The organism is Sphingomonas sp. UBA978, from assembly GCF_002292295.1.
Classification (GTDB): domain Bacteria; phylum Pseudomonadota; class Alphaproteobacteria; order Sphingomonadales; family Sphingomonadaceae; genus Sphingomonas.
Genome location: NZ_DBBS01000021.1, coordinates 377,493 through 397,109, shown reverse-complemented (window position 1 = coordinate 397,109; position 19,617 = coordinate 377,493). Strand labels below are relative to the sequence as shown.

General features: G+C 69.9%; 15 protein-coding genes. 7 read left to right on the top strand and 8 right to left on the bottom strand.

Annotated features, from left to right (window positions below):
- Positions 1-7 precede the first annotated feature (7 nt).
- From B2515_RS16885 to B2515_RS16870, 4 genes are all read left to right on the top strand, one after another.
- Positions 8-781 (top strand): hypothetical protein, encoded by a 774-nt coding sequence (locus B2515_RS16885; protein WP_293878330.1) that lies wholly within the window; start codon positions 8-10, stop codon positions 779-781.
- Positions 782-906: 125 nt separating this feature from the next.
- The gene (locus B2515_RS16880; protein ID WP_293878328.1) at positions 907-3,426 is read left to right on the top strand and encodes a TonB-dependent receptor; all 2,520 of its coding nucleotides are present in this window, start codon (positions 907-909) and stop codon (positions 3,424-3,426) included.
- The gene (locus B2515_RS16875) at positions 3,423-4,598 is read left to right on the top strand and encodes a YdcF family protein (protein WP_293878326.1); all 1,176 of its coding nucleotides are present in this window, start codon (positions 3,423-3,425) and stop codon (positions 4,596-4,598) included. Before B2515_RS16880 ends, B2515_RS16875 begins: the two co-directional genes overlap by 4 nt.
- A 19-nt stretch (positions 4,599-4,617) precedes the next feature.
- Positions 4,618-5,613, top strand: a complete 996-nt coding sequence (locus B2515_RS16870; RefSeq protein WP_293878324.1) for a nuclease — start codon at positions 4,618-4,620, stop codon at positions 5,611-5,613.
- On the opposite strand, the gene B2515_RS16865 is transcribed toward B2515_RS16870, so the two are convergent.
- The 8 genes from B2515_RS16865 to B2515_RS16830 form a co-directional block, all read right to left on the bottom strand.
- A complete protein-coding gene (locus tag B2515_RS16865) occupies positions 5,599-6,510 on the bottom strand; it encodes a glycosyltransferase family 2 protein (protein ID WP_293878322.1) in 912 nt (303 codons plus the stop codon). The genes B2515_RS16870 and B2515_RS16865 overlap by 15 nt on opposite strands.
- The gene (locus tag B2515_RS16860) at positions 6,507-7,388 is read right to left on the bottom strand and encodes a polysaccharide pyruvyl transferase family protein (RefSeq protein WP_293878320.1); all 882 of its coding nucleotides are present in this window, start codon (positions 7,386-7,388) and stop codon (positions 6,507-6,509) included. The genes B2515_RS16865 and B2515_RS16860 overlap by 4 nt, the downstream gene beginning before the upstream one ends.
- Positions 7,385-8,455, bottom strand: a complete 1,071-nt coding sequence (locus B2515_RS16855) for a glycosyltransferase (protein WP_293878318.1) — start codon at positions 8,453-8,455, stop codon at positions 7,385-7,387. Before B2515_RS16855 ends, B2515_RS16860 begins: the two co-directional genes overlap by 4 nt.
- The gene (locus tag B2515_RS16850) at positions 8,452-9,372 is read right to left on the bottom strand and encodes a glycosyltransferase family 2 protein (RefSeq protein WP_293878316.1); all 921 of its coding nucleotides are present in this window, start codon (positions 9,370-9,372) and stop codon (positions 8,452-8,454) included. The genes B2515_RS16855 and B2515_RS16850 overlap by 4 nt, the downstream gene beginning before the upstream one ends.
- A gap of 13 nt (positions 9,373-9,385) precedes the next feature.
- The gene (locus B2515_RS16845; protein ID WP_293878314.1) at positions 9,386-10,540 is read right to left on the bottom strand and encodes a glycosyltransferase; all 1,155 of its coding nucleotides are present in this window, start codon (positions 10,538-10,540) and stop codon (positions 9,386-9,388) included.
- Positions 10,537-12,543, bottom strand: coding sequence for an HAD family hydrolase (locus B2515_RS16840; RefSeq protein ID WP_293878520.1), 2,007 nt, complete (start codon positions 12,541-12,543; stop codon positions 10,537-10,539). Before B2515_RS16840 ends, B2515_RS16845 begins: the two co-directional genes overlap by 4 nt.
- Before the next feature lie 160 nt (positions 12,544-12,703).
- On the bottom strand, positions 12,704-14,143 hold the full coding sequence (locus B2515_RS16835; RefSeq protein WP_293878312.1) for a PepSY-associated TM helix domain-containing protein: 1,440 nt from the start codon (positions 14,141-14,143) through the stop codon (positions 12,704-12,706).
- A gap of 4 nt (positions 14,144-14,147) precedes the next feature.
- The gene (locus B2515_RS16830) at positions 14,148-14,585 is read right to left on the bottom strand and encodes a hypothetical protein (protein WP_293878310.1); all 438 of its coding nucleotides are present in this window, start codon (positions 14,583-14,585) and stop codon (positions 14,148-14,150) included.
- 193 nt (positions 14,586-14,778) lie between these two features.
- Between B2515_RS16830 and B2515_RS16825 the strand changes: the two genes are divergently transcribed.
- The 3 genes from B2515_RS16825 to B2515_RS16815 all read left to right on the top strand — a co-directional run bounded on the left by B2515_RS16825 (position 14,779) and on the right by B2515_RS16815 (position 19,578).
- The gene (locus B2515_RS16825) at positions 14,779-17,073 is read left to right on the top strand and encodes a TonB-dependent receptor (protein ID WP_293878308.1); all 2,295 of its coding nucleotides are present in this window, start codon (positions 14,779-14,781) and stop codon (positions 17,071-17,073) included.
- A gap of 34 nt (positions 17,074-17,107) precedes the next feature.
- Positions 17,108-17,521 carry a hypothetical protein gene (locus B2515_RS16820; protein ID WP_293878307.1) on the top strand — a complete coding sequence of 138 codons (414 nt, stop codon included), beginning with the start codon at positions 17,108-17,110 and terminating at the stop codon, positions 17,519-17,521.
- 113 nt (positions 17,522-17,634) lie between these two features.
- Positions 17,635-19,578 carry a S9 family peptidase gene (locus tag B2515_RS16815; protein WP_293878306.1) on the top strand — a complete coding sequence of 648 codons (1,944 nt, stop codon included), beginning with the start codon at positions 17,635-17,637 and terminating at the stop codon, positions 19,576-19,578.
- The last annotated feature ends 39 nt before the right edge of the window (positions 19,579-19,617 follow it).

Sequence of the window (19,617 nt, the reverse complement as noted above, 5' to 3'; positions counted from 1 at the left end):
GCGGTTGATGGGCGTGATCGTCGCGGCCACCGCCATGCTTGGCGGCAGCGCGGAGACCGTACGCCGCCTGCCCGCGGTCGAGGCACGGCAGGGCGTCGCGGCCGGCCCGCGCGATCTCTACGCGATCGCCAATTTCCGGATCGCCCGCTACGACAAGACCACCGGCGAACGGCGCGCGGTCTGGGAGGGGGAGAAGGCCCGCTTCCCCCACCTCAACAGCTGCGCGATCATCGCCCGCGATCTGGTCTGCGCCCTGTCCAACTATCCCGCCGTACCGCAATGGAGTTCGGTCGAATTCTTCGATCCGGTCACGCTGGCGCACCGCCGCACGGTGGCGCTGGGACAGGGCATCGGCTCGCTCACCTGGGTCGACCGGCATGACGGCGCGTGGTGGGCGATGTTCGCCAACTACGACGTCAAGGGCGCCGAACCCGGCCGCGACCACCGCCACACCCTCCTCGTCCGCTTCGACGACGCGTGGCGACGGACGCAGAGCTGGGCGTTGCCGCCCTCCGTGCTCGACCGGATCGCCCCGATGAGCATTTCCGGCGGCGGCTGGGGGCCGGACGGGCGATTGTACCTGACCGGCCACGACCGGCCGGAGATGTACGCCATGACCCTGCCCGCGGGCGGAGCGGTGCTCGACCATCTCGCGACGATCCCGATCGAGGCGGCCGGACAGGCGATCGACTGGGACGAATCGCAGCCCGGCATGCTCTACGGCATCGACCGCGCCGGCGGCACGATCCTGCAGATGAAGGTCGCCACGGCCGGCCGCTGACCCCCTTCACGCCCACGCCGCCCCCTATCCGGCCAATTTAATCGTCCGCATAATTGAAGGTGTAACAATTGGATACCAACGGGCGGACGTCGCTGCATCGCAGCACGAATGTCCTGTGGGGGTCCATGCTCAAATCCGTTCTCGCAACCGGCACCGCGATCGTGTCGCTCTGCCCCGCCTTCGCCACCGCGGTTCACGCGCAGGCGACGACCGTTCCCGTCACGGCGGCGGCCGGCACGGCGGAGGCGACACCGCAGGACACCACCCAGGAGGAACCGAAGAGCGACATCATCGTCACCGGATCGACGCGCGCGCAGCGCCGCTTCGATGCCTCCTATGCGATCAACACCGTCTCGCAGGCGGATATCGAGAAGATCGCGCCGGTCAATTTCGCCGACCTGATCGGCCAGCTGCCCGGTTTCCAGACCGAGATCACCGGCGGTGAGGTCCAGAACATCTACCGCATCCGCGGCCTGCCCAACGACGGCGGCTTCGTCAGTTTCCAGCAGGACGGCCTGCCGCTGTTCCACGAGAATGACGGCGTCTTCTTCCGCGGCGACGCCATCCTGAAGCCCGACCTGATGACCGAACGGGTCGAGGTCGTCCGCGGCGGCCCCGCCCCCGTCTATGCCAGCTATTCGGGCGCGATCGTCAACGCGATCGAGGTCACCGGCCGCGATCAGCTGCGCGGCAAGGCGCAGGTGACGCTCGGCGACACCGGCCTCTATCGCGCCGACGTCGTCCAGTCCGGCCCGCTCGGCAACCGGACCTATTATGCGATGGGCGGCTTCGTCCGCTATCACGACGGCTATCGCGACAACGGCTTCCCGAACGACAAGGGCGGCCAGTTCCGCGCCAACATCCGCCACGACCTCGACAACGGCTCACTGCGGTTGAGCGTCAATTACGTCAACGACCACAACGTCTTCTATCTGCCGATCCCGACCGCGGACCCGCGCAATCCGTCGGTGTCGCTCGACCGCTACATCGATTATTTCTCCGGCACGATGAACTCGCCCGCGCTGCGTAACGTCAACCTGCGCTACCGTAACGGCGCCGGCGTCATTCAGAATCAGGCGAGCGACCTCGCCGACGGCCGCCATATGCGGATGCTCAACATCGGCACGCAATATGACGCCGAATTCGACGGCTGGCTGCTCTCCGCCAAGGCCGGCTTCACCATGGGCCAGCTCGATTTCAACGCTTTCTATTCGACCACCAATCCGGTCGATGCCAACGCCTATGCCAACGGGTTCCGCACGCGCGCGACGACCGCATTCGGCCCGGTCGCCTCATTCGGCTACGTCCTCGCCGGCACCAACACGGTCTACGATCCCTATGCCGCGTCCGGGCTGGTCGTGCAGGGCCAGTATCGCGACATCCATTCGCGCTTCTATTCGAACCAGGCCAATGTCTCGGTCGCGAAGAAGTTCGACACCGGCATCGGCAGCCACGATCTGAAGCTCGGCGTCTATGGCAGCCTCTACGGCGAGGACAGCCGTACCATCTACCAGAACTATTTGATCGAGGTTGCGGGCAAGCCGCGGACGCTCGATCTGGTCGCCTATAACGCCGCCGGCACGCGGATCGGCAGCGTCACCGACAATGGCGTGCTCAACTATGCCGCGACGCTGACCCGCGGCAATGCGGACGCACAGATGATCGCCGTCTTCGCCAACGACACGTGGGAGATCGTGCCGGGCCTGCGCATCGATGCCGGCATCCGCCACGAACGCTATGGCTACAAGGGCTATGCCCTGCTCACCGGATCGGCGAACCTCGGCAATGCCGCGACGCTCGCCGACGATACGACGCGCGCCTTCACCGGCGGCATCGTCAACCAGCGCGGCAAGCCGAACGTCACCAACTGGACGGTCGGCGCCAATTACGATTTCAGCCGCCATGTCGGCGTCTACGGCCGCGCCTCGCACCTCGAGACGCCGCCCAGCGTGCAGACGGTGATGAACATCAACCCGACGATCCTCACCACGATCGCCGATCAGTACGAGGCCGGCCTGAAGCTCGCCGCGGGGCGTTCGTATCTCTACGTCACCGGTTTCTACACGAACTTCGATCCGCTCAACGCCTCGTTCCTCGCCTTCGACCCGACGACGGGACGCAACGACGTCAACATCCCCTTCATCGGCGAGGCGCAGGTGAAGGGTGTCGAATTCGACGGCTCGCTGGCGCTCACGTCGTGGTTCTCGCTCAACGGCGCGCTGACGGTCAGCGATCCGAAATATCGCGACTTCCAGAGCTCGACCGGTGCCGACCCGGTCCAGGCCGAGGGCAAGCAGATCGTCCGCCAGCCCAAGATCTACGGCAACATCCGTCCCAGCTTCGACTTCGATCTGGGCGGCAACGCCGTCTCGGTCTATGGTCGCTACACCTATATGGGGAAGCGCTTCGTCGACCTGTACAACAACACCGCCTTGCCCGCCTATGGCACCACGGGTGCCGGCGTGACCGTCCGCCACGGCACCTGGCAGTTGCAGGTCGTCGGCGACAACCTGTTCAACGTGCATGGCCTCACCGAAGGCAACACCCGCACCGACCAGCTGAGCGGCCAGGGCAATGCCGAGGCGATCTACGGCCGTCCGATCTTCGGCCGCAACGTCCGCCTCGTCGTCGGCAAATCGTGGTGAGGCTACGGCGGGTGCTGCTGGCGACGGCGCTGATGCTTACGGGCGCGCCGGGGATCGGAGCGCCCGCCGCACCCGCGCCGGCGGCGGTCGGCGACCGTATCGCTGCTGCTCTGTCGCACCGCCTGTTCCCGCTGCTGTCGGCGATCGGCGCGGACCCGGCCGCGGTCGCCCGGCTGCGCGCCCGACCGGGCATCGCCGCGATGCTCGCGGACCGGGCCGGCCGCCGCACCGCCTGCGGACAGGATCTCACCTGCATCGCACAGGCGCTGGTCTGGACGCCGGCCGAAGCCGCGACGCTGGTCGGCGCGATCCCGACCGACGCGCCGGCCGCGGACGATGGCGCCGCGGCGCAGGCGCAGCGGGAGATCGACGGCGTCAACGTCGTCCTGCGCACCTTCGGCCTCGGCCAGGTGCCGCGCTACCCGCTGATCGACGGCGCCGGGATGATCGACCCGCAGGAGACGCGCGCCCGATTGCAGGCGGCCGAATGGCTGACGCGCACCCCCCGCGCCGGATCGGCGCAGGCGTTGGACGGCAGCGTCGAATTCGCGCTGGCGCTCCTCGATGCCAGCGACCGGACGGATGCGATCGCCTTCGATCCGCTGACCGGCGGGCTGAACGCCGCCGCGTTCCGACGCGCGGGGACGCTCGACTGGAAACGCTGGCGCTACAGCGCGCTGATCCTGACCGGTGTCGGGCCGGAGACGCCGGACATGCCGTTGAGCCCGTTCGGCAAATATCACGTCCGCCTCGCCGCCGAGCGGTTCGCGCGCGGCGAAATGCCGTTCATCATCGTTACCGGCGGTCGCGCCCATCCCCGCGCCACCCGCTTTACCGAGGCGGAGCAGATGCGGACCGCGCTGATCGACCGCTATGGCGTGCCGGCGGACGCGATCCTCGTCGAACCTTATGCGCGCCACACCACGACCAACCTGCGCAATGCCGCCCGCATGCTGGCGACGCTGGCCGCACCCGCCGGCATGACGGCGCTGATCGTCTGCAATCCGGGCCAGAGCGAGATGATCGCCAGCCCCGCCTTCGCGCAGCGCAATCTCACCGAACTGGGCTATGCGCCGGGACGCGTCGGACAGCGTCTGTCGCCGACCGAACTGGAATTCCAGCCCGCATCCGCCTCGCTGCGCGTCGATCCGCGCGACCCCCTCGATCCCTGATCCTTCCGGAGCCCTCCCGATGATGCGCCCTGCCCTGCTTGCCATGATCGCCGCCGGCGCGTTGGCGGCGTTGTTCCCCGCCCCCGCGCAGGCATGGGGCGGCACCGCGCATGCGGTGATCGACCGCGCCGCGATCGAGGCGATCCCCGACGACGGCCCGACCTTCCTGCGGGCCCACGTCGATTATATCGCGGGATCGGCGTCGCTGCCCGATGCCTGGCGCGGATCGTCCGAGAATTTCTCGAAGATCGAGGAGGATCCGAACCACGGCTGGTTCCGCGAACAATTCGCCTTCCTTCGCCCGATCCCGCGGTCGCGCTACGAATTCGTGATCGCGCTGTTCAAGCATTACGAGACGATCGAGCGCACCGATCCCGCCACGGCCGCGCGCACCAACGTGCGCTGGACCGGCACCCTCCCCTATGCCGCGATCGAGGCCTACGACCGGATCGTCGTCTGCATGCGCGACGTCCGCGCCGCCCGGGCGGCGGGTCGCGATGCCGGGTTCGCCGAACAGCATTGCGCGTTCGACGTCATCCGCCTCGGCCATTACATCGGCGATGGCGCCCAGCCGCTGCACGATTCGGTCAACAGCGACGGCTGGCGCGGCCCGAACCCCAAAGGATACACCACCGACAGCTCGATCCACGGCCGCTTCGAAAGCCGCTTCGTCGATGGCATGAAACTGACGGTGGCGGACATCGCGCCCCGCATCGGCGCGCCGGGGCATCGCAGCGGCGACATGTTCGACGCGGTGCTCGCCTTCCTCGACACCGCCGGCGACGCGATGGAGCGGGTCTATGTGCTCGAGAAGCGGAACGGGTTCGCCGACTTCGCCGACCGCGACGTGCGCGCGCTGATCTACGATCGCACCGCCGCCGGCGCGGCGATGCTGCGTGACATGCTGTGCCGCGCCTGGACCGAAAGCGGTGCCGCTCCCGCCGAGGTCACGCCCTCGCCGATCGACTTCGCCAACCCGCGCTTCAACCCGGAAACCGGATCAGCGCCCGACTGACGCATCGTTGCGCGGCCGCAGCGCGCACAGGCCGTAGAAGACGAAACCCCGGACCAGCGCCTTAAGCCGGAACAGGTGGAAGAACCGAATCGTCGGGAACACCGGCCGCCCGTGCCACAGCCCGGCCACCGCGTCGCCGACGTCGCGGCCGAGCACGCGCGCGATCCGCCGGTCGGCGAACAGATGCTTCGCATAGAGCGCGCCGTCGCCGAACGCATAGCCAGTCAGCAACGCCCGCAACGCTTCGGGGGAGCGGCGGCCGTGATGATGCAGGATCGTGAAATGCGGCTCGTAGCGCACCGGGATGCCGTGCCCCATCGCGCGGAACAGGAAGTCGGTGTCCTCCGCCGCGCGGAACGGCGCCCCCGCCCCGAACCGTTCGTCGAACGGCCCGACGCGGGCGACGACGTCGCGCGTGAAGGCGAGGTTGGCACCCATCACGAACCCGCCGGGAAAGCCGTCCGCCGGCGCGACCATCGCATGATCCTCCAGCTTGATCGTCACCGGCAGGTCGGCCGGATCGCCCAGCCGGATGCGCCCGCCGATGACGACCGGCGCCGGCACGTCGGCGAAGCGCGCGACCAGCATCGTGAAATAGCCGGAGTCGAGCACGCAATCGTCATCGGTCAGCGCGACGATCCGCCCGCGCGCCCGCGCCAGACCGGCGTTGCGCGCCCGCGCCAGCCCCGGCCGCGGTTCGTCGACCAGCGTCACCGCAAATCGCTGCCGGTCCCGCCACGCCGCCAGCCGGGCCGGCGTATCGTCGGACGACCCATTGTCGACCAGCACCACCTCGAGCCCCTCGAACGCCGCCGCGGCGCGGGTGATCGACGCCAGCGTCCGGTCGAGCGAAACGCCGCGATCGCGCGTACAGATCAGCAGGCTGACGTGGATCATGCCAGCAGCGGCGAATCCGCGGTCCAGGCGGCGATATAGGCGGACAGCTTGCCGTAATCATTGTCGAGCGCGACGTGCGGGATATCGAGCAGCAGGCAGAGGATATGCGCGTGCAGCCGGTCGGTGACGACCCGCCGACCGCGCGACAGCAGCGCCAGCCCGCGATTCACCCGCGCGGCGGCGAGCCGTTCGCAATGGCCCGCCCGCGTCTCGCCCGCCCGGCGCTCCGGCAGCGGACCGTCGTCGAGCCAGTCGAGGATCACCGCGTCACCCGCGACCGGATCGTGCGCGACGCGCTCGTCGTCGGTGCGCATCAGCATCAGCAGGTCGCAGTCCGCCACCCCGCGCGCCTGCCGGCCGAGCGCGAAGGCGCTGTCGGGGGCGAGGTCGACCGGGCAGGCCCAATGCCGCTGCGCCAGCGCGAGGCCGGGACGGTCGCGGACATAGAGGTGGAAATCCGGATGCGCCGCCACCAGCGCGCCGAACGCGGCGATGCCCGCGGGATCGCGGAAGTGGATCGACTGCGGCAATTGGACGATGCGCCGGTCGCGCACCGTCGCCAGCATCGTCTCGCGGAACGCCTGATGATGCCGCCAGATATCGCCGAGATTGCCGCCGCCGTGCAGGAACAGCACACCCGCCGGGCTCGCCGCGCGAAACGCCGCCATGTCGAACCTGTCCCAGCTCGCGACATAGTCCGGATCGCGACCCGTCACATGGCGCAGCATCGCGATTTCGCCGAGCCAGATCGCGCTGTCGCCGACATTGGCGTGGTCGGGAAAATCGACCAGCGCATAGCGGTCGCCCGGGCCGACGTGGCGGCGGTACAGCGCCAGCAGCGCCGCCTGCTGGCGCGCGACGACATCGGTAGCGGTCACGCGGCCTGCAACAGGCGCGCCGCGACGACCTCGGCATACAGGGCCTCGCACCGGTCGAGCCAGCGGTCACGGGTGAACGAACGCTCGACCCGGTCGCGCGGGACGTGGCGCGGGATCGTCAGCGCCCCGAGAATCGCGGCGGCAAGCGCGTCGACATCGTCGGCGGCGGCGAACCGCCCGGCCTCGCCGACGACCTCGACCGCCGCGCCGCGGTCGAAGGCCGCGACCGGCAGGCCGCAGGCCATCGCCTCGATCGCGACCAGCCCGAACGGTTCGTCCCAGCACGGCGTGAACAGGAACACCCCCGCCCGGCCCAGCTCGACGGCGAGCGCATCCCCCTCCAGATGCCCGCCATAGCGGACCATCGGTCCGAGCAGAGGCTCGACCGCCGCCGCCCAGTAATCCGGGTCCTCGATCGATCCGAACAGCGTCAGCGGCACGCCGGCACGCAACGCCGCCTGCGCCGCCAGATGCGTGCCCTTGTTGGGCGTGATCCGGCCGCACCAGATCGCGCCCTCGCCCGTCGCGGCGAACGGCCATGCCGCGGGATCGATGCCATTGTGCACCACCGATGCCTCGGGCGGCGCGCCGTCCGGGAACCACGCCCGCAACTGGCTGTGCGACGTCACCGTCAGCCGGTGGGTCGGCGCGGGGCTCGCCTTCACGAACCAGTGCAGCGCGTCATAGGGCGGCACGTGCAGCGAGGTGACGGTGGGGACGCGCGCGGTCCGCGCCGGCTCGATCGGGAAGCGGTGCAGGCTGTTGTTGTGGACGACGTCGAACCCGCCCGCCGCGATCCGGTCGCACGCCGCGGCATAGCCGGCATCGACATGCGCGATCAGCGGCGCCGAGCCGCGATGCTCCGCCCAGGGAAAGGTGCGTTCGTAATGTTCGGCGAGCACCGGATCGATCGTGAAGCGCGGATCGCTGTCGCCCGCCGCGAACAGCACGACGTCATGACCGCGCGCCGCCAGCCCCTCGGCCAGATACCAGCTGTGCGATTCCATGCCCCCCATGAACGGCTGCGCGATCCGCTGGCGGACATGCGCAAGCAGCGCGATCCTCACGCGGCGACGCGGTCCGCGCCGCCGACGCGCGCTTCGAGCACGCGGATGACGCTGGCGGTGTTGGCATAGGGCTGATGGCTCTGCTGCCCGGTCAGCGCGAGGTCGTCGGCATTGGGGCGGCGCAGGATGCGGATCGGGGCATTCTCGGCATCGTCGACCAGCCCCATCAGCCGGAACGCATAGAGCCAATGCCCCATCGTCCGATACCCCCATCGCGCCTCGAACAGCTCGGCGTTGCGCACGACGCTGTCGATATGATGGACCGGCGGCATATGGTGCGGGTGGTATTGATGGTGTGCCAGCCCGCCCCGGATCCAGGCGATCGGCACCCCGGCGGTGTCGAGCAGCTTGCCGAAATCGGTGTCCTCGCCGCCATAGCCGCGATAGCCCTCGTGAAAGCCGCCGACGGCGAGGAAGGTGGCGCGCCGCATCGCGAAGTTGAGCGACCAGAAGCAGCGATAGTCGTTGCACAATTCGATGCCGTCCGCAGGCGGCCCCCGGCGGTCCGAATGCCGCACGGCGATCGCCTCGAACGCCGCGCTCTGCCAGTCGCCATCGGTCGCACCCCCGGGCAGGTACATCACCTCCCCCATCAGCAGGCCGTCGAGCTCGCCGAGCCGGCGCGCATAATCGGCGACGAGCGTCGGCGTCGGGATGCAATCCATGTCGAGGAACACCAGCGCATCGCCCATGGCGGCACCCGCGGCGGCATTGCGCGCTGCGGCGAGCGGCAGGTCGCCGCCGGCGATCATCATCTGGCGGATCGGGAAGGGCGCGGCGGGCAGGTCATAGGCGCTATCCTGCATGACCGCGACGATCAGCTCGACCGGCGGCTGCGTCTGGCGGGTCAGCCCGGTGACGAGGTTGCGAAGATGATCGGGCCGGCCGCCGGCCAGCGTAACGACGGAAACGGACATGACGGGGCTCCGGTCAGATCGAAGGAAGGGGTTGGGTAACGGCCGGATCGGCGCCGGCGGCCAGGCCGGGCTCGGGCCACAATCGCGCGGCAAGCGCCTCCAGCCAGTGCGCGGCATCGGCGGCAGGCGCATCGGCGATCATCGCCCGCTGCCGCACGGGGTCGTGCGTCAGCAGCGTCGTCTCGATCGCCTGCGTCCAGGCATCGGCGGAGGACGGCAGGTGCGGGCGCACGCAGGCGACGCCGGCGGCGGCGAGCGCCTCCGCCTTGCGATGCTGTTCGTCGAAATAGCGCCATTCCGGCACCGCCAGCCACGGCCGGGCGGCGGCAAGGATCTGCTGGCAGGTGGTGTTGCCGGTCGAGGCGATGACCAGATCGGCCGCCGCGACGTGGTCGGCGGCATCGTCCACCCAGCCGCGATGCTGGATATTGGCGGGCTCGGTCGCATGCCAGTCGCGCACCACCGGGCCGATCGTGATCCAGCGCGCCCCCGGGCGGCTCCTCGCGCCGACGCCGAGCGGCGCCTGGCCGAACCCGCCGCCGCCGCCGCCGGCCATCACCAGGATCATCTCCTCGTCGACGCCGACGCCGATCCGCTGCCGCGCGAGTTCGCGCTCCGGCACGCGCGTGTCGACACCGAGGCCGCCGGCAAAACAGGTCCGCTGCCGCATCGCCGCATCCCATTCGGGCTGTGCGAGATCGGCGTGGAAGGCGGCGAGCAGCCCCGCCGCACCGTCATAGGCGGCGCGGTGGCCGGCGTCGCTGCGGTCGCCATGCTGGAGCACCTTGACGTGCGGCACGCTGCAGATGCGTGCGAGCTGCGCGACCTCGGCCGAGACGTCGCAGATCATCAGCGCCGGATCGGCCTCGGCGAACCAGTTCGCCATCCTTGCCATCGCCTGTCGGATGCCGGGCCAGCCGAGCGGCGCGCAATGCAGCGTCGACGGGGTCGGCACCCAGTCGGCGTCCGCCGCCTCGATCCCGGTCGGCTCGAACAGCGACGGGATGCGGACGATCCGTGCCTGCGGCGGCAGGTCCGGAAAGATGTCGTCGCGCGCACAGAAGATCGTCAGCGGCCGCTCCGCGGGGAGCGCATGCGCGATCGCCGCGCAGCGCTCGGCATGGCCGCGACCCTGATGATGGACGAAATAACCGAACGGCCGCATCATGCCGCGATCCGCGGCGCGGCGATGGCGGGAGCATCGGCGAGGCCAAGCCGCTCCAGCCCCTCCAGCACCCCGGCGGCATGATGCCGCTCGGCGCGGTACAGGCCGGGGCGTTCCGCCAGCATCGCCAGTTCGTCGCCCGCATTGCCTACGACGATCGCGGCGCCGCAGCGTTCGAGCATGTCGACGTCGTTGCCGCTGTCGCCAGCGGCGACGCAGTCGGCCAGCGTCAGCCCGAACCGGTCCGCATAGGCCGCGATCGCCGCCGCCTTGCCGCCGGCGGGGGCGAGCACGTCGATCAGCCGGCCATGCGAGAAGATCACGCGCGCCGACAGGCCCGCCGCCGCCAGCGTCGCCCGGATCGCCGCGGCATCTGTGGCGTTGCCGAAGAAGCTCAGCTTGTGCGGCCCCGCCGTCGCCTCCGCCTGCGGCGTGATGCCGAGCGGCGCCAGCGCGGCGCGGACCGCGGACAGGTTCCAGTCCGCGTCCAGCGCCGCCGCATAGGCCGGGCACGCCCGCCACGCACCGTCGTCGCCCGCCAGCATGATGCGCGTGCCGACATCGGTGATGAAGGCGTCGGGCTCCGGCAGCTGCCATTGCGCCAGCACCGCGCGCGCCTCGGCGAACGAGCGGCCGGTCGCGACCACGAACGGGATCGATGCGCTGCGCCGCCACCCCGCGAAGGCCGCCGCCGCCGCGGTGCAGCCGGTCAGCGTATGGTCGATGTCGCAGGCGAGCAGCGCGGGCTGGCGGCGGAGGTCGCGATAGACCGCGACCGCATCCGTGGCGTAGCGCCCCCAGTCGTAGCGGCCGTGGTTGGCCAGCGCCGCGGCGCGGAACCCCGCGTGCGCGGCGGCATCGCCGACGATCGCGCGACAGGCCGCGGCGATCGCCGCCGTATCGCGCGGCTCGACCAGCAGACCATGGCCGATCGCCGCAACAATCTCGCTCGGCCCCCCATACCGCGTCGCCACCACCGGCACGCCGGCCTCGGCGGCCTCGATCAGCGTCAGGCCGAACGGTTCGTGCAGCGCGGGATTAACGAACACCCCGCCCTGCGCCGCGCGCCGGTACAGCGCGGTGACGTCCGCGGCGTCGTGGCGTTGCGGCAGAGCGACCCGCCCGCCCAGCGCCGGCGTATCGCAGAGGCGGGACAGTTCCGCGCGGATAGCCCCCTCCTCGTCGGACGAGCGGCCATCGTCCTGCCCGGCGAGGATCACCAGATTGGCCCGCGCCTGCAACGACGCATCGCCGGCATAGGCGCGCACCAGCCCCGCGAGATTCTTCTTGGCGACGGGCCGGGCGATCGCGAGGATGATCGGCAGGTCGGGCCGGTCGACCATCTCCCCCAGCCGATCGACCAGCGTCGGCGCGGTGGCACCGCCCAGCCGCTGCGGCACGCCCGGCGCGATACAGTGGATTCGTCCCTCGACCGCGACGCCATAGGCGCGCACCTGCCGCTCCGCCTCGTCGCGGGTCGAGACGATCAGCGCATCCGCCGCGGCGATCGCCTGCCGCTCGGCGGCGATCCGCGCGTCGAGCCCGTCATCGCCCAGCCCCTGCCCGCGCTTGTCGATCGCGAGCGCGTGCGGCGTGTAGACGAACGGAATACCGAAGCGCCGCCGCGCCGCGATCGCCACCGCCGCGGCATCGGCGAAATGCGCGTGGATGACGTCGGGCAGGGCCGGAAGACGGGCTAGCCAGGTGCAGAAGGCCTGGACGAAGGCGGGCAACTCGGCCGCCAGCGCTTCCTTTTCGAGATAGAGCGCATTGTCGGTGGCGATGCGATCGATCGTCACCCGCTCGGCGACGATCTCGCGGCAGACGTCATGCTCGACCGGTAGATGCGCATCGGCGAACCGGCGCGTGACGATGGAGACGTGGCTCACCGTGGGCAGCGCCGCATGCGCCAGCGCGGCGTCCATTACGTAGGCAAGATGACCACCCGAATCGGCGGTGATGCCAAAGTTGATCGGAGGGGCCTTAAGGCAGCCCCCCAACGCCATATGTACTATGAACAAGGCCGCCCCGTTTTGTTTCAACGAGTAACGACCTCACGCGCGGTTGTTTCCGCGTACCGATCTGGATCAATACGTTATCCGGCATTCCTGACAATCGTTCCCGCAAGAGACGCTGCAGGCGCCGTGCTGGTCCGCGCGCCGATCCCTATCCGGCCGGCGCCAGCTGCCGCCACAGCAAGGCCGATCCCGCCGCGATCAGAACCGCGTCGATCGCCAGGGCGACCGGATCGCCCGGTCGGGTCGTCGCGAGATGGATCGCCCCGATCGCCAGCGCCAACAGCGCCGCGGTACCGCGCCCGATCGCCCCAACCATTTCCGGCGACCGCAGCCCCTGCGCGCCGAGCAGCAGGGCGACCGTCGCGCTCCAATAGACCGGCAGCGCGGGCAGCGCGACGAAGCCGGCCAGCGCGGCGAGCAGGATACCGATCGGCTGCCCCCACAGCACCGCGGGCCAGGCCCGCTCCAGCCGCGGCGCGGCACGCCCCTGTTCGCGCCGCCGCGCCAGCCAGATGGTACCCCCGGTCGCGACGATCAGGGTCAGCCCGGCCCCCAGCACGACATAGATGAGCTTGAGCGGCAGCCCGCCATAGGTGCCGTAATGCAGCGGCGTAATCATGCCGTAGACGCGCATGCCGACCGACCCGTCGGTGTATCCGGCCTTGGCAAGCAGCCGGCCGTCGCCCGCGAAGGTGAACGTCTCGTTGCGGGCGAGATGCGCGGGCGCCGCCACCGCCACCTGTGCGATCTGCCCCGCCCGGCCGGCCTCGTGGAAGAAGATCTGCGTGACGCCTGCGCCGGGGATGTCGCGCTGCACCCGCGCGATCATCGCGGCCACGTCGGGCAGCGGCGCTGGCCGGGCGTCCCTGGTCGGCTGCGGTCCGAGCAGCGAGGCGATCGCCTTATCCTGATCGCCGCGATAGGCGATCAGCGCGACGATCATGATGATGAGGCCCGACAGGCCGAGCAGCGATCCGGTCAGCGACACGACGAGATGAAAGGGCAGCGCCCAGACACCGATGCGATTGTGCAGGTCGGCATTGCTCCGCCGCCGCGATCCGCCCCATCGCAGCCGGAAGGCGTCCTTGAAGATGCGCCGGTGCGCGAGGATGCCGGTGCCGAGGCTGGCGAGCAGCATCGTCCCGAAGATCCCGACCAGATAGCGGCCGATCGCCCCCGGTACGGTCAGGTTGAAATGGAGCAGCTGGACGAAGGCGACGAACGGCGTGGCGACCGGATCGCCGATCCGCCCCGCCGCATCTACCGACCATTCGGCGCTGGGCCCCTCCCCGATCGCGAAGACGCTCATCCGCGGATATCCCTCGCTCGGCATCCGCACGATCAGGTCGTGGTCGAGATGTTCGGCGCGTGCCCGGGCGAACGCGCGGTCGATCGTCGTTGCCAGCCGGGGCGTCGCCATGCCCCGCACGACCGGCGCATGCGGGCGCTCCCACCGCCCGAGCTGGTCGACGAGCACGATGAGCGTGCCGGACAGGCAGATCGCGTACAGGATCGCGCCGAAGGTCAGGCCGAGCCAGCCATGGCCGCCTAGCATCCGGCGGGTGAAGTCGTTGGAAGGGGCGCGCATCGGCCTATCCCTGCCCCAACAGCGCAAGGCCGAAACCGGTCCCGGCCAGCACCGCCATACCCGCCGCCGGCATCGGCAGGCGCCGCGCCATCAGCGTCCAGCCGACGAAGACCGCCCACAGGCTCGGCACCAGCAATCCCGCGCCGATCAGCCGGGTCTGTTCGGCGAGCGGCGCGCGGGTCGCGATCGCGGCGGCGATCCCGATCGCGGCGGCGAACCCGAGCGGCCCGGCGATCGCGACCCGGGCGATCCCGTGCGACACCTTGCCGCGGGCGACCGGACCGGCCTGCACGCGATCGCGCGCCGCCCGGTCCGGTCGCCGCTCCAGCCGGGTCAGGATGAAGGCGAAGCCGGCGAGCGCCCATGTTTCGAGCAGCAGCGGAATGCCGATTTCGGCACCGGCCGCCGCGATCCAGCAGGCGGCGGAAGCCATCGCGAGCATCGCCGCCAACCCGCGAAAGACCCGTCCCCGGGCGGGTCTCGCCGACCCGCGCCACAAGGCGACGATCGCCCCGACCGTCGTTCCGACTCCGCCCGCCCCCAATATCGCCAGCATTTCAACCCCTTCGCTAATGCGATTGACTCGCATGTGCATCATGACTAGCTCGCTGCCGTAACGACATTGGGGGGTCAAGATGTTTCTGGTTCGATCGGCGATCGCCGTGCTGCTCTGCTCGTCCGCCGCGCCGCTGGCGGCGCAGGAGGCGCAGGTGGCGCAGGTGGCGGCGCCCCCGCCCGCGGAGGACGCGAGCAACGACATCGTCGTCATGGGCGAAAAGGCCAATCGGACGCTGCAGGACACGCCTGCCAGCGTCGCTGTCACGACCGGCGAGACGATCGTCGAACAGAATCTGATCGACGTCTACGACGTGCTCGAACGCACGCCGAACGTCGCGATCGGCGCCAACCGCAACAGCTTCACGATCCGCGGGATCGATGCGTTCAACGTCTCGGGGGCCGGCGACGGGGCGCTCGCCAGCGTCTATGTCGACGGCGCGGTGCTGCCCCGCGCGGCGCTGAACAACGGGCCGCTCGACCTCTACGACATCGCTCAGGTCGAGGTGTTTCGCGGCCCGCAATCGACGGTGCAGGGTCGCAACGCGCTGGCCGGAGCGGTCATCGTGCGCACCACCGATCCCGGTTTCGACTGGAACGGACGCGCCCGGCTGATGATGACCGATGCCGACGGACAGCGCCGCGCCGCCGGCGCGATCGGCGGCCCGATCGTCGACGGACAGGTCGCCTTCCGCCTAGTGGGCGAGGTCGCGCGCGCCGACGGCCTGCTCTACAACCGCACGCTGCACCGCGACGCCGATCCCCGCGCGTCGGAGACGATCCGCGGCAAGCTGCTGCTGACGCCCACCGCCCTCCCCGCCCTGCGCGTGGTGGCGACCTATTTGCACGACCGGCACACACGCGGCGCGTTCGCGAACGAATTCGACGCGCCCTACGACCGCAACGACCGGACCGTCACCGAGGATATCGCCTCCGTCAGCCGGATCGTCAGCGATATCGGCACGCTGGAGGCCAGCTACGATCTGGGGAACCATGGCACGCTGACCTCGGTCACCAATTATTCGAAGGTCCAGGCCGACTATCTGTCCGATCCGGATCGCAATCCCGAACCCGGGCAGATCAGCCGCACCCGCGATCCCGCCAGCACGCTGCAACAGGAGCTGCGGCTCGCGTTCCACCTCGGCTGGGTCGAGGGGCTGGTCGGCGGCTATTACCTGCGCGAGGACAATCGCGGTTACGGCTTCGACGCGACGCAGAGCCTGAACCTCACCCGCCTCGGCGTCGATCGCCAGTTGCTGGCGCTGGGGCTGGCGCAGCCGACCGTGGATGCCGTGATCGCGCTCTATGGCGGCGTCGTGTCGATCCGGAACAGCCTGTCGCAGCCGCGCCTGACCCGCAATCTCGCCGGGTTCACCGACCTCACCTTCCCGATCACCGATCGCCTGCGGCTGCGCGCCGGCCTGCGCTACGACAGCGAACGCCAGCAGCGCGGGGCGACGCAGACGGTGGTCCTGAACGGCGCGCTCCCCGATCCCGCGACGGTGCCGATCGCGGCGCTGGCGCCGGTCGTCGCCCGGCTCAACGCGCTGCTCGCGGCCACGGCGGCCGGCGCCAACAGCGTCGAACCGGTCCGCACGGTGACCTATGACGCCTGGCTGCCCAAGCTCGGGGCGACATGGGACGTGGCGCGCGACGTGGCGCTCAGCGCGACCGTGCAACGCGGCTATCGTGCCGGCGGCGCGGGCATCAACCAGCAGCGCGCGCAGGCCTTTACCTACGACCCCGAATATACCTGGAACTACGAACTCGCGCTCCGTTCCGAATGGTTCGGGCGCAAGCTGACCGTCAACGCCAACGCCTATTACATCGACTGGCGGGACCAGCAGGTGGCGGTCCAGCTGACCCCCGGTGCGACCTTCGATTCGCAGGTCGTGAACGCGGGACAATCGCGGCTCTACGGATTTGAGGTGGAGCTGCGCGGCCGCCCCGCCCGGACGCTCGACCTCTACGTCGGCGGTGGTTACAGCCGGTCCGAGTTCCTCGACTTTATCGTGCCGGTCGGGACGGCGTCGGGCGCGGCCACCGGCAACGAATTCGGCGGGTCGCCGCGCTGGACCGCCTCGGCCGGCGTGACGTGGCACCGGACCGACGGCCTGATCGCCAATGTGAACGCGAATTTCCGCAGCGCATTGTTCCAGACCAACGTCGACCAGATCCGGCGCGACATCAGGGGGCTGACGCTGGTCAATGCGAAGGCCGGATGGCAGGGGCGGCATTTCGGCGCATTCGTGATCGCCAGCAACATCCTCGATACGCAACGGCCCACCAGCTTCTACACCGATTTCGACGGCCGCAGGCGTGGCTCGATCAGCGATCCGCGGGTCGTCGGCCTCAGTTTCGAGGGGCGCTTTTGACCGCCCGCGCGCCCGGGCGCCGATTCCGTCGGCCATGGTCGCCGGCCCGGACCGTCCGGCGCATGCCGCCGAGGCTCGGGTGACGATCCCCGCCGCCGTGATCGCGCGCGCCGCGCGCTGCTGGCGCACCGCCCGCGATCGGCACGAGCCGGCGCAGCAGCGGTTGCACCGGCTGCTCGCGCCGCTCGGCTACGACATGCTGGCGCCCGTCCTCGACAGCGTCATGACGCTGGGCGAATGCTGTCTCGGCCGCCCCCTGTGTCGCGGCTGTCCGTTCGGTCCCGATGGCGACGAGGCCTTGCTGTGCCGCCTGCTCGCCGATCCGGCGACGCTCGGCCAGCTGCCGCCATGCCTCGCCGCGCCACGGGACCCGGCCGCGCACGCCATGTTCGCCCACGCGCTCGCCGCGGCGGTGGTGATGATGGACATGGCGCAGGATCGCCCCTAGCGGCCGGCTTGCCGATCCTCGCGAAGCGTGCTGTATTGCTAACACACCACTTCCGGGAGAGCCCGAACATGCGCAAGACGATCTGGTTGGCAGCCGCGGCAGGAGCAGTATTGATGACGACGGACGCAGGCGCGCAGGCGTCGACATCGGGCGTGGCGCTGATCGAGCGCGCCAAGCTCTTCGGCAACCCGACCCGCACCGCGGGCCAGCTCTCGCCCGACGGCAAGTGGCTCGGCTTCATCGCGCCGCGCGACGGCGTGCTCAACGTCTGGGTCGCGCCCGTCGACGCCCCCGGTCAGGCACGGCCGCTGACGGCGGAGAAGACGCGGCCGATCCGTTCCTATTTCTGGTCGCCCGATTCGCGCCAGATCCTGTTCGTCAACGACAAGGGCGGCGACGAGAACTTCCTGCTCTACGGCGTCGATCTCGCGACCGGCCGGCAAAAGGCGCTGACCCCGTTCGAAAAGACGCGGGTCCAGATCGTCGGCACGTCGGACACGATCAAGGATCGCATCCTCGTCGGCGTCAACAACCGCGATCCCCGCTGGCACGACGTGCAGGAACTCAACCTCGCCACCGGCACGCTCACCCCCGTCTTCCAGAACGACGGCTATGCCGATTTCGTCACCGACGATCAGTTGAAGCTCCGCATCGCGGCAAAGACGCGGCCCGACAGCGGCGTCGATTATTATCGCATCGTCGACAACAAGGTCGAGCCGAAGCCTTTCACCAGCGTCGATTACGAGGATGCGTCCTCGACCGCGCCGCTCGGCTTCACGCAGGACGGCAAGACGCTCTACTGGACCGACGCACGCGGCCGCGACACACGCGCGCTGCTCGCCCAGGACATGGCGACGGGCACATTCACCACGATCGGCGCCGACGATCGCGCCGATGTCGGCGGCGGCCTCACCAACCCCAGGACCGGCAAGGTCGAGGCCTATTCGGTCTATTTCCACCGCAACGAATATGTCCCCGTCGGCGACGCGGTGAAGGCCGACCTCGCCTTCCTGAAAGCGCAGAACAAGGGCGAATTCTTCGTCGGCAGCCGCACCGATGCCGACGACCGCTGGCTGGTGACCTTCGATCCCGTCACCGCCCCCTCCTCCACCTGGCTCTACGACCGCCGCGCGAAGGCGCTGACCGAACTCTACACGCCGCGGCCGGAGCTGGTCGGCGCGCCGCTGGTCGCGATGGAATCGATCGACATCCCGACCCGCGACGGCCTGTCGATGGTCAGCTATCTGACCCGGCCGAAGAACGCGACCGGCCCCGTGCCGATGGTGCTCTTTGTCCATGGCGGCCCCTGGGCGCGCGACGGCTACGGCTTCAACGGCTATCACCAATGGCTCGCCAATCGCGGCTATGCGGTGCTGTCGGTCAATTATCGCAGCTCGACCGGCTTCGGGAAGAAGTTCGTCCAGGCCGGCGACCGGCAATGGGGCCGCAAGATGCACGACGACCTGCTCGACGCGGTCGACTGGGCGGTGAAGCGCGGCGTAACCAGCAAGGACAAGGTCGCGATCATGGGCGGCAGCTACGGCGGCTATGCGACGCTCGCCGGCCTGACGATGACGCCGGATGTGTTCGCCTGCGGCGTCGACATCGTCGGCCCGTCGAACCTGTTCACGCTGCTCAAGACGATCCCGCCCTATTGGGAGGCGGGCAAGCAGCAGATGTACCGCCGGATGGGCGACCCCGGCACGCCCGAGGGGCAGGCGCTGCTGAAGGAGCGCAGCCCGCTGACCTATGCCGATGCGATCACGAAGCCGCTGCTGATCGGCCAGGGCGCCAACGATCCCCGCGTCAACGTCGCCGAAAGCGACCAGATCGTCGCCGCGATGAAGGCGAAGAACATCCCCGTCACCTATGTCGTCTTCCCGGACGAGGGCCACGGCTTCGCCCGCCCGGTCAACAACATCGCGTTCAACGCCGTCGCCGAGAACTTCCTCGCCAAATGCCTCGGCGGCCGCGCCGAACCGGTCGGCGACGCGCTGACCGCCTCGACCGCGCAGGTGAAGGCAGGCCAGGTGGACGGCGCCGCGGCCGCGCGCTGACCGACGATGGCGCGGTCGGGCGTCCGCCTGCACCCGACC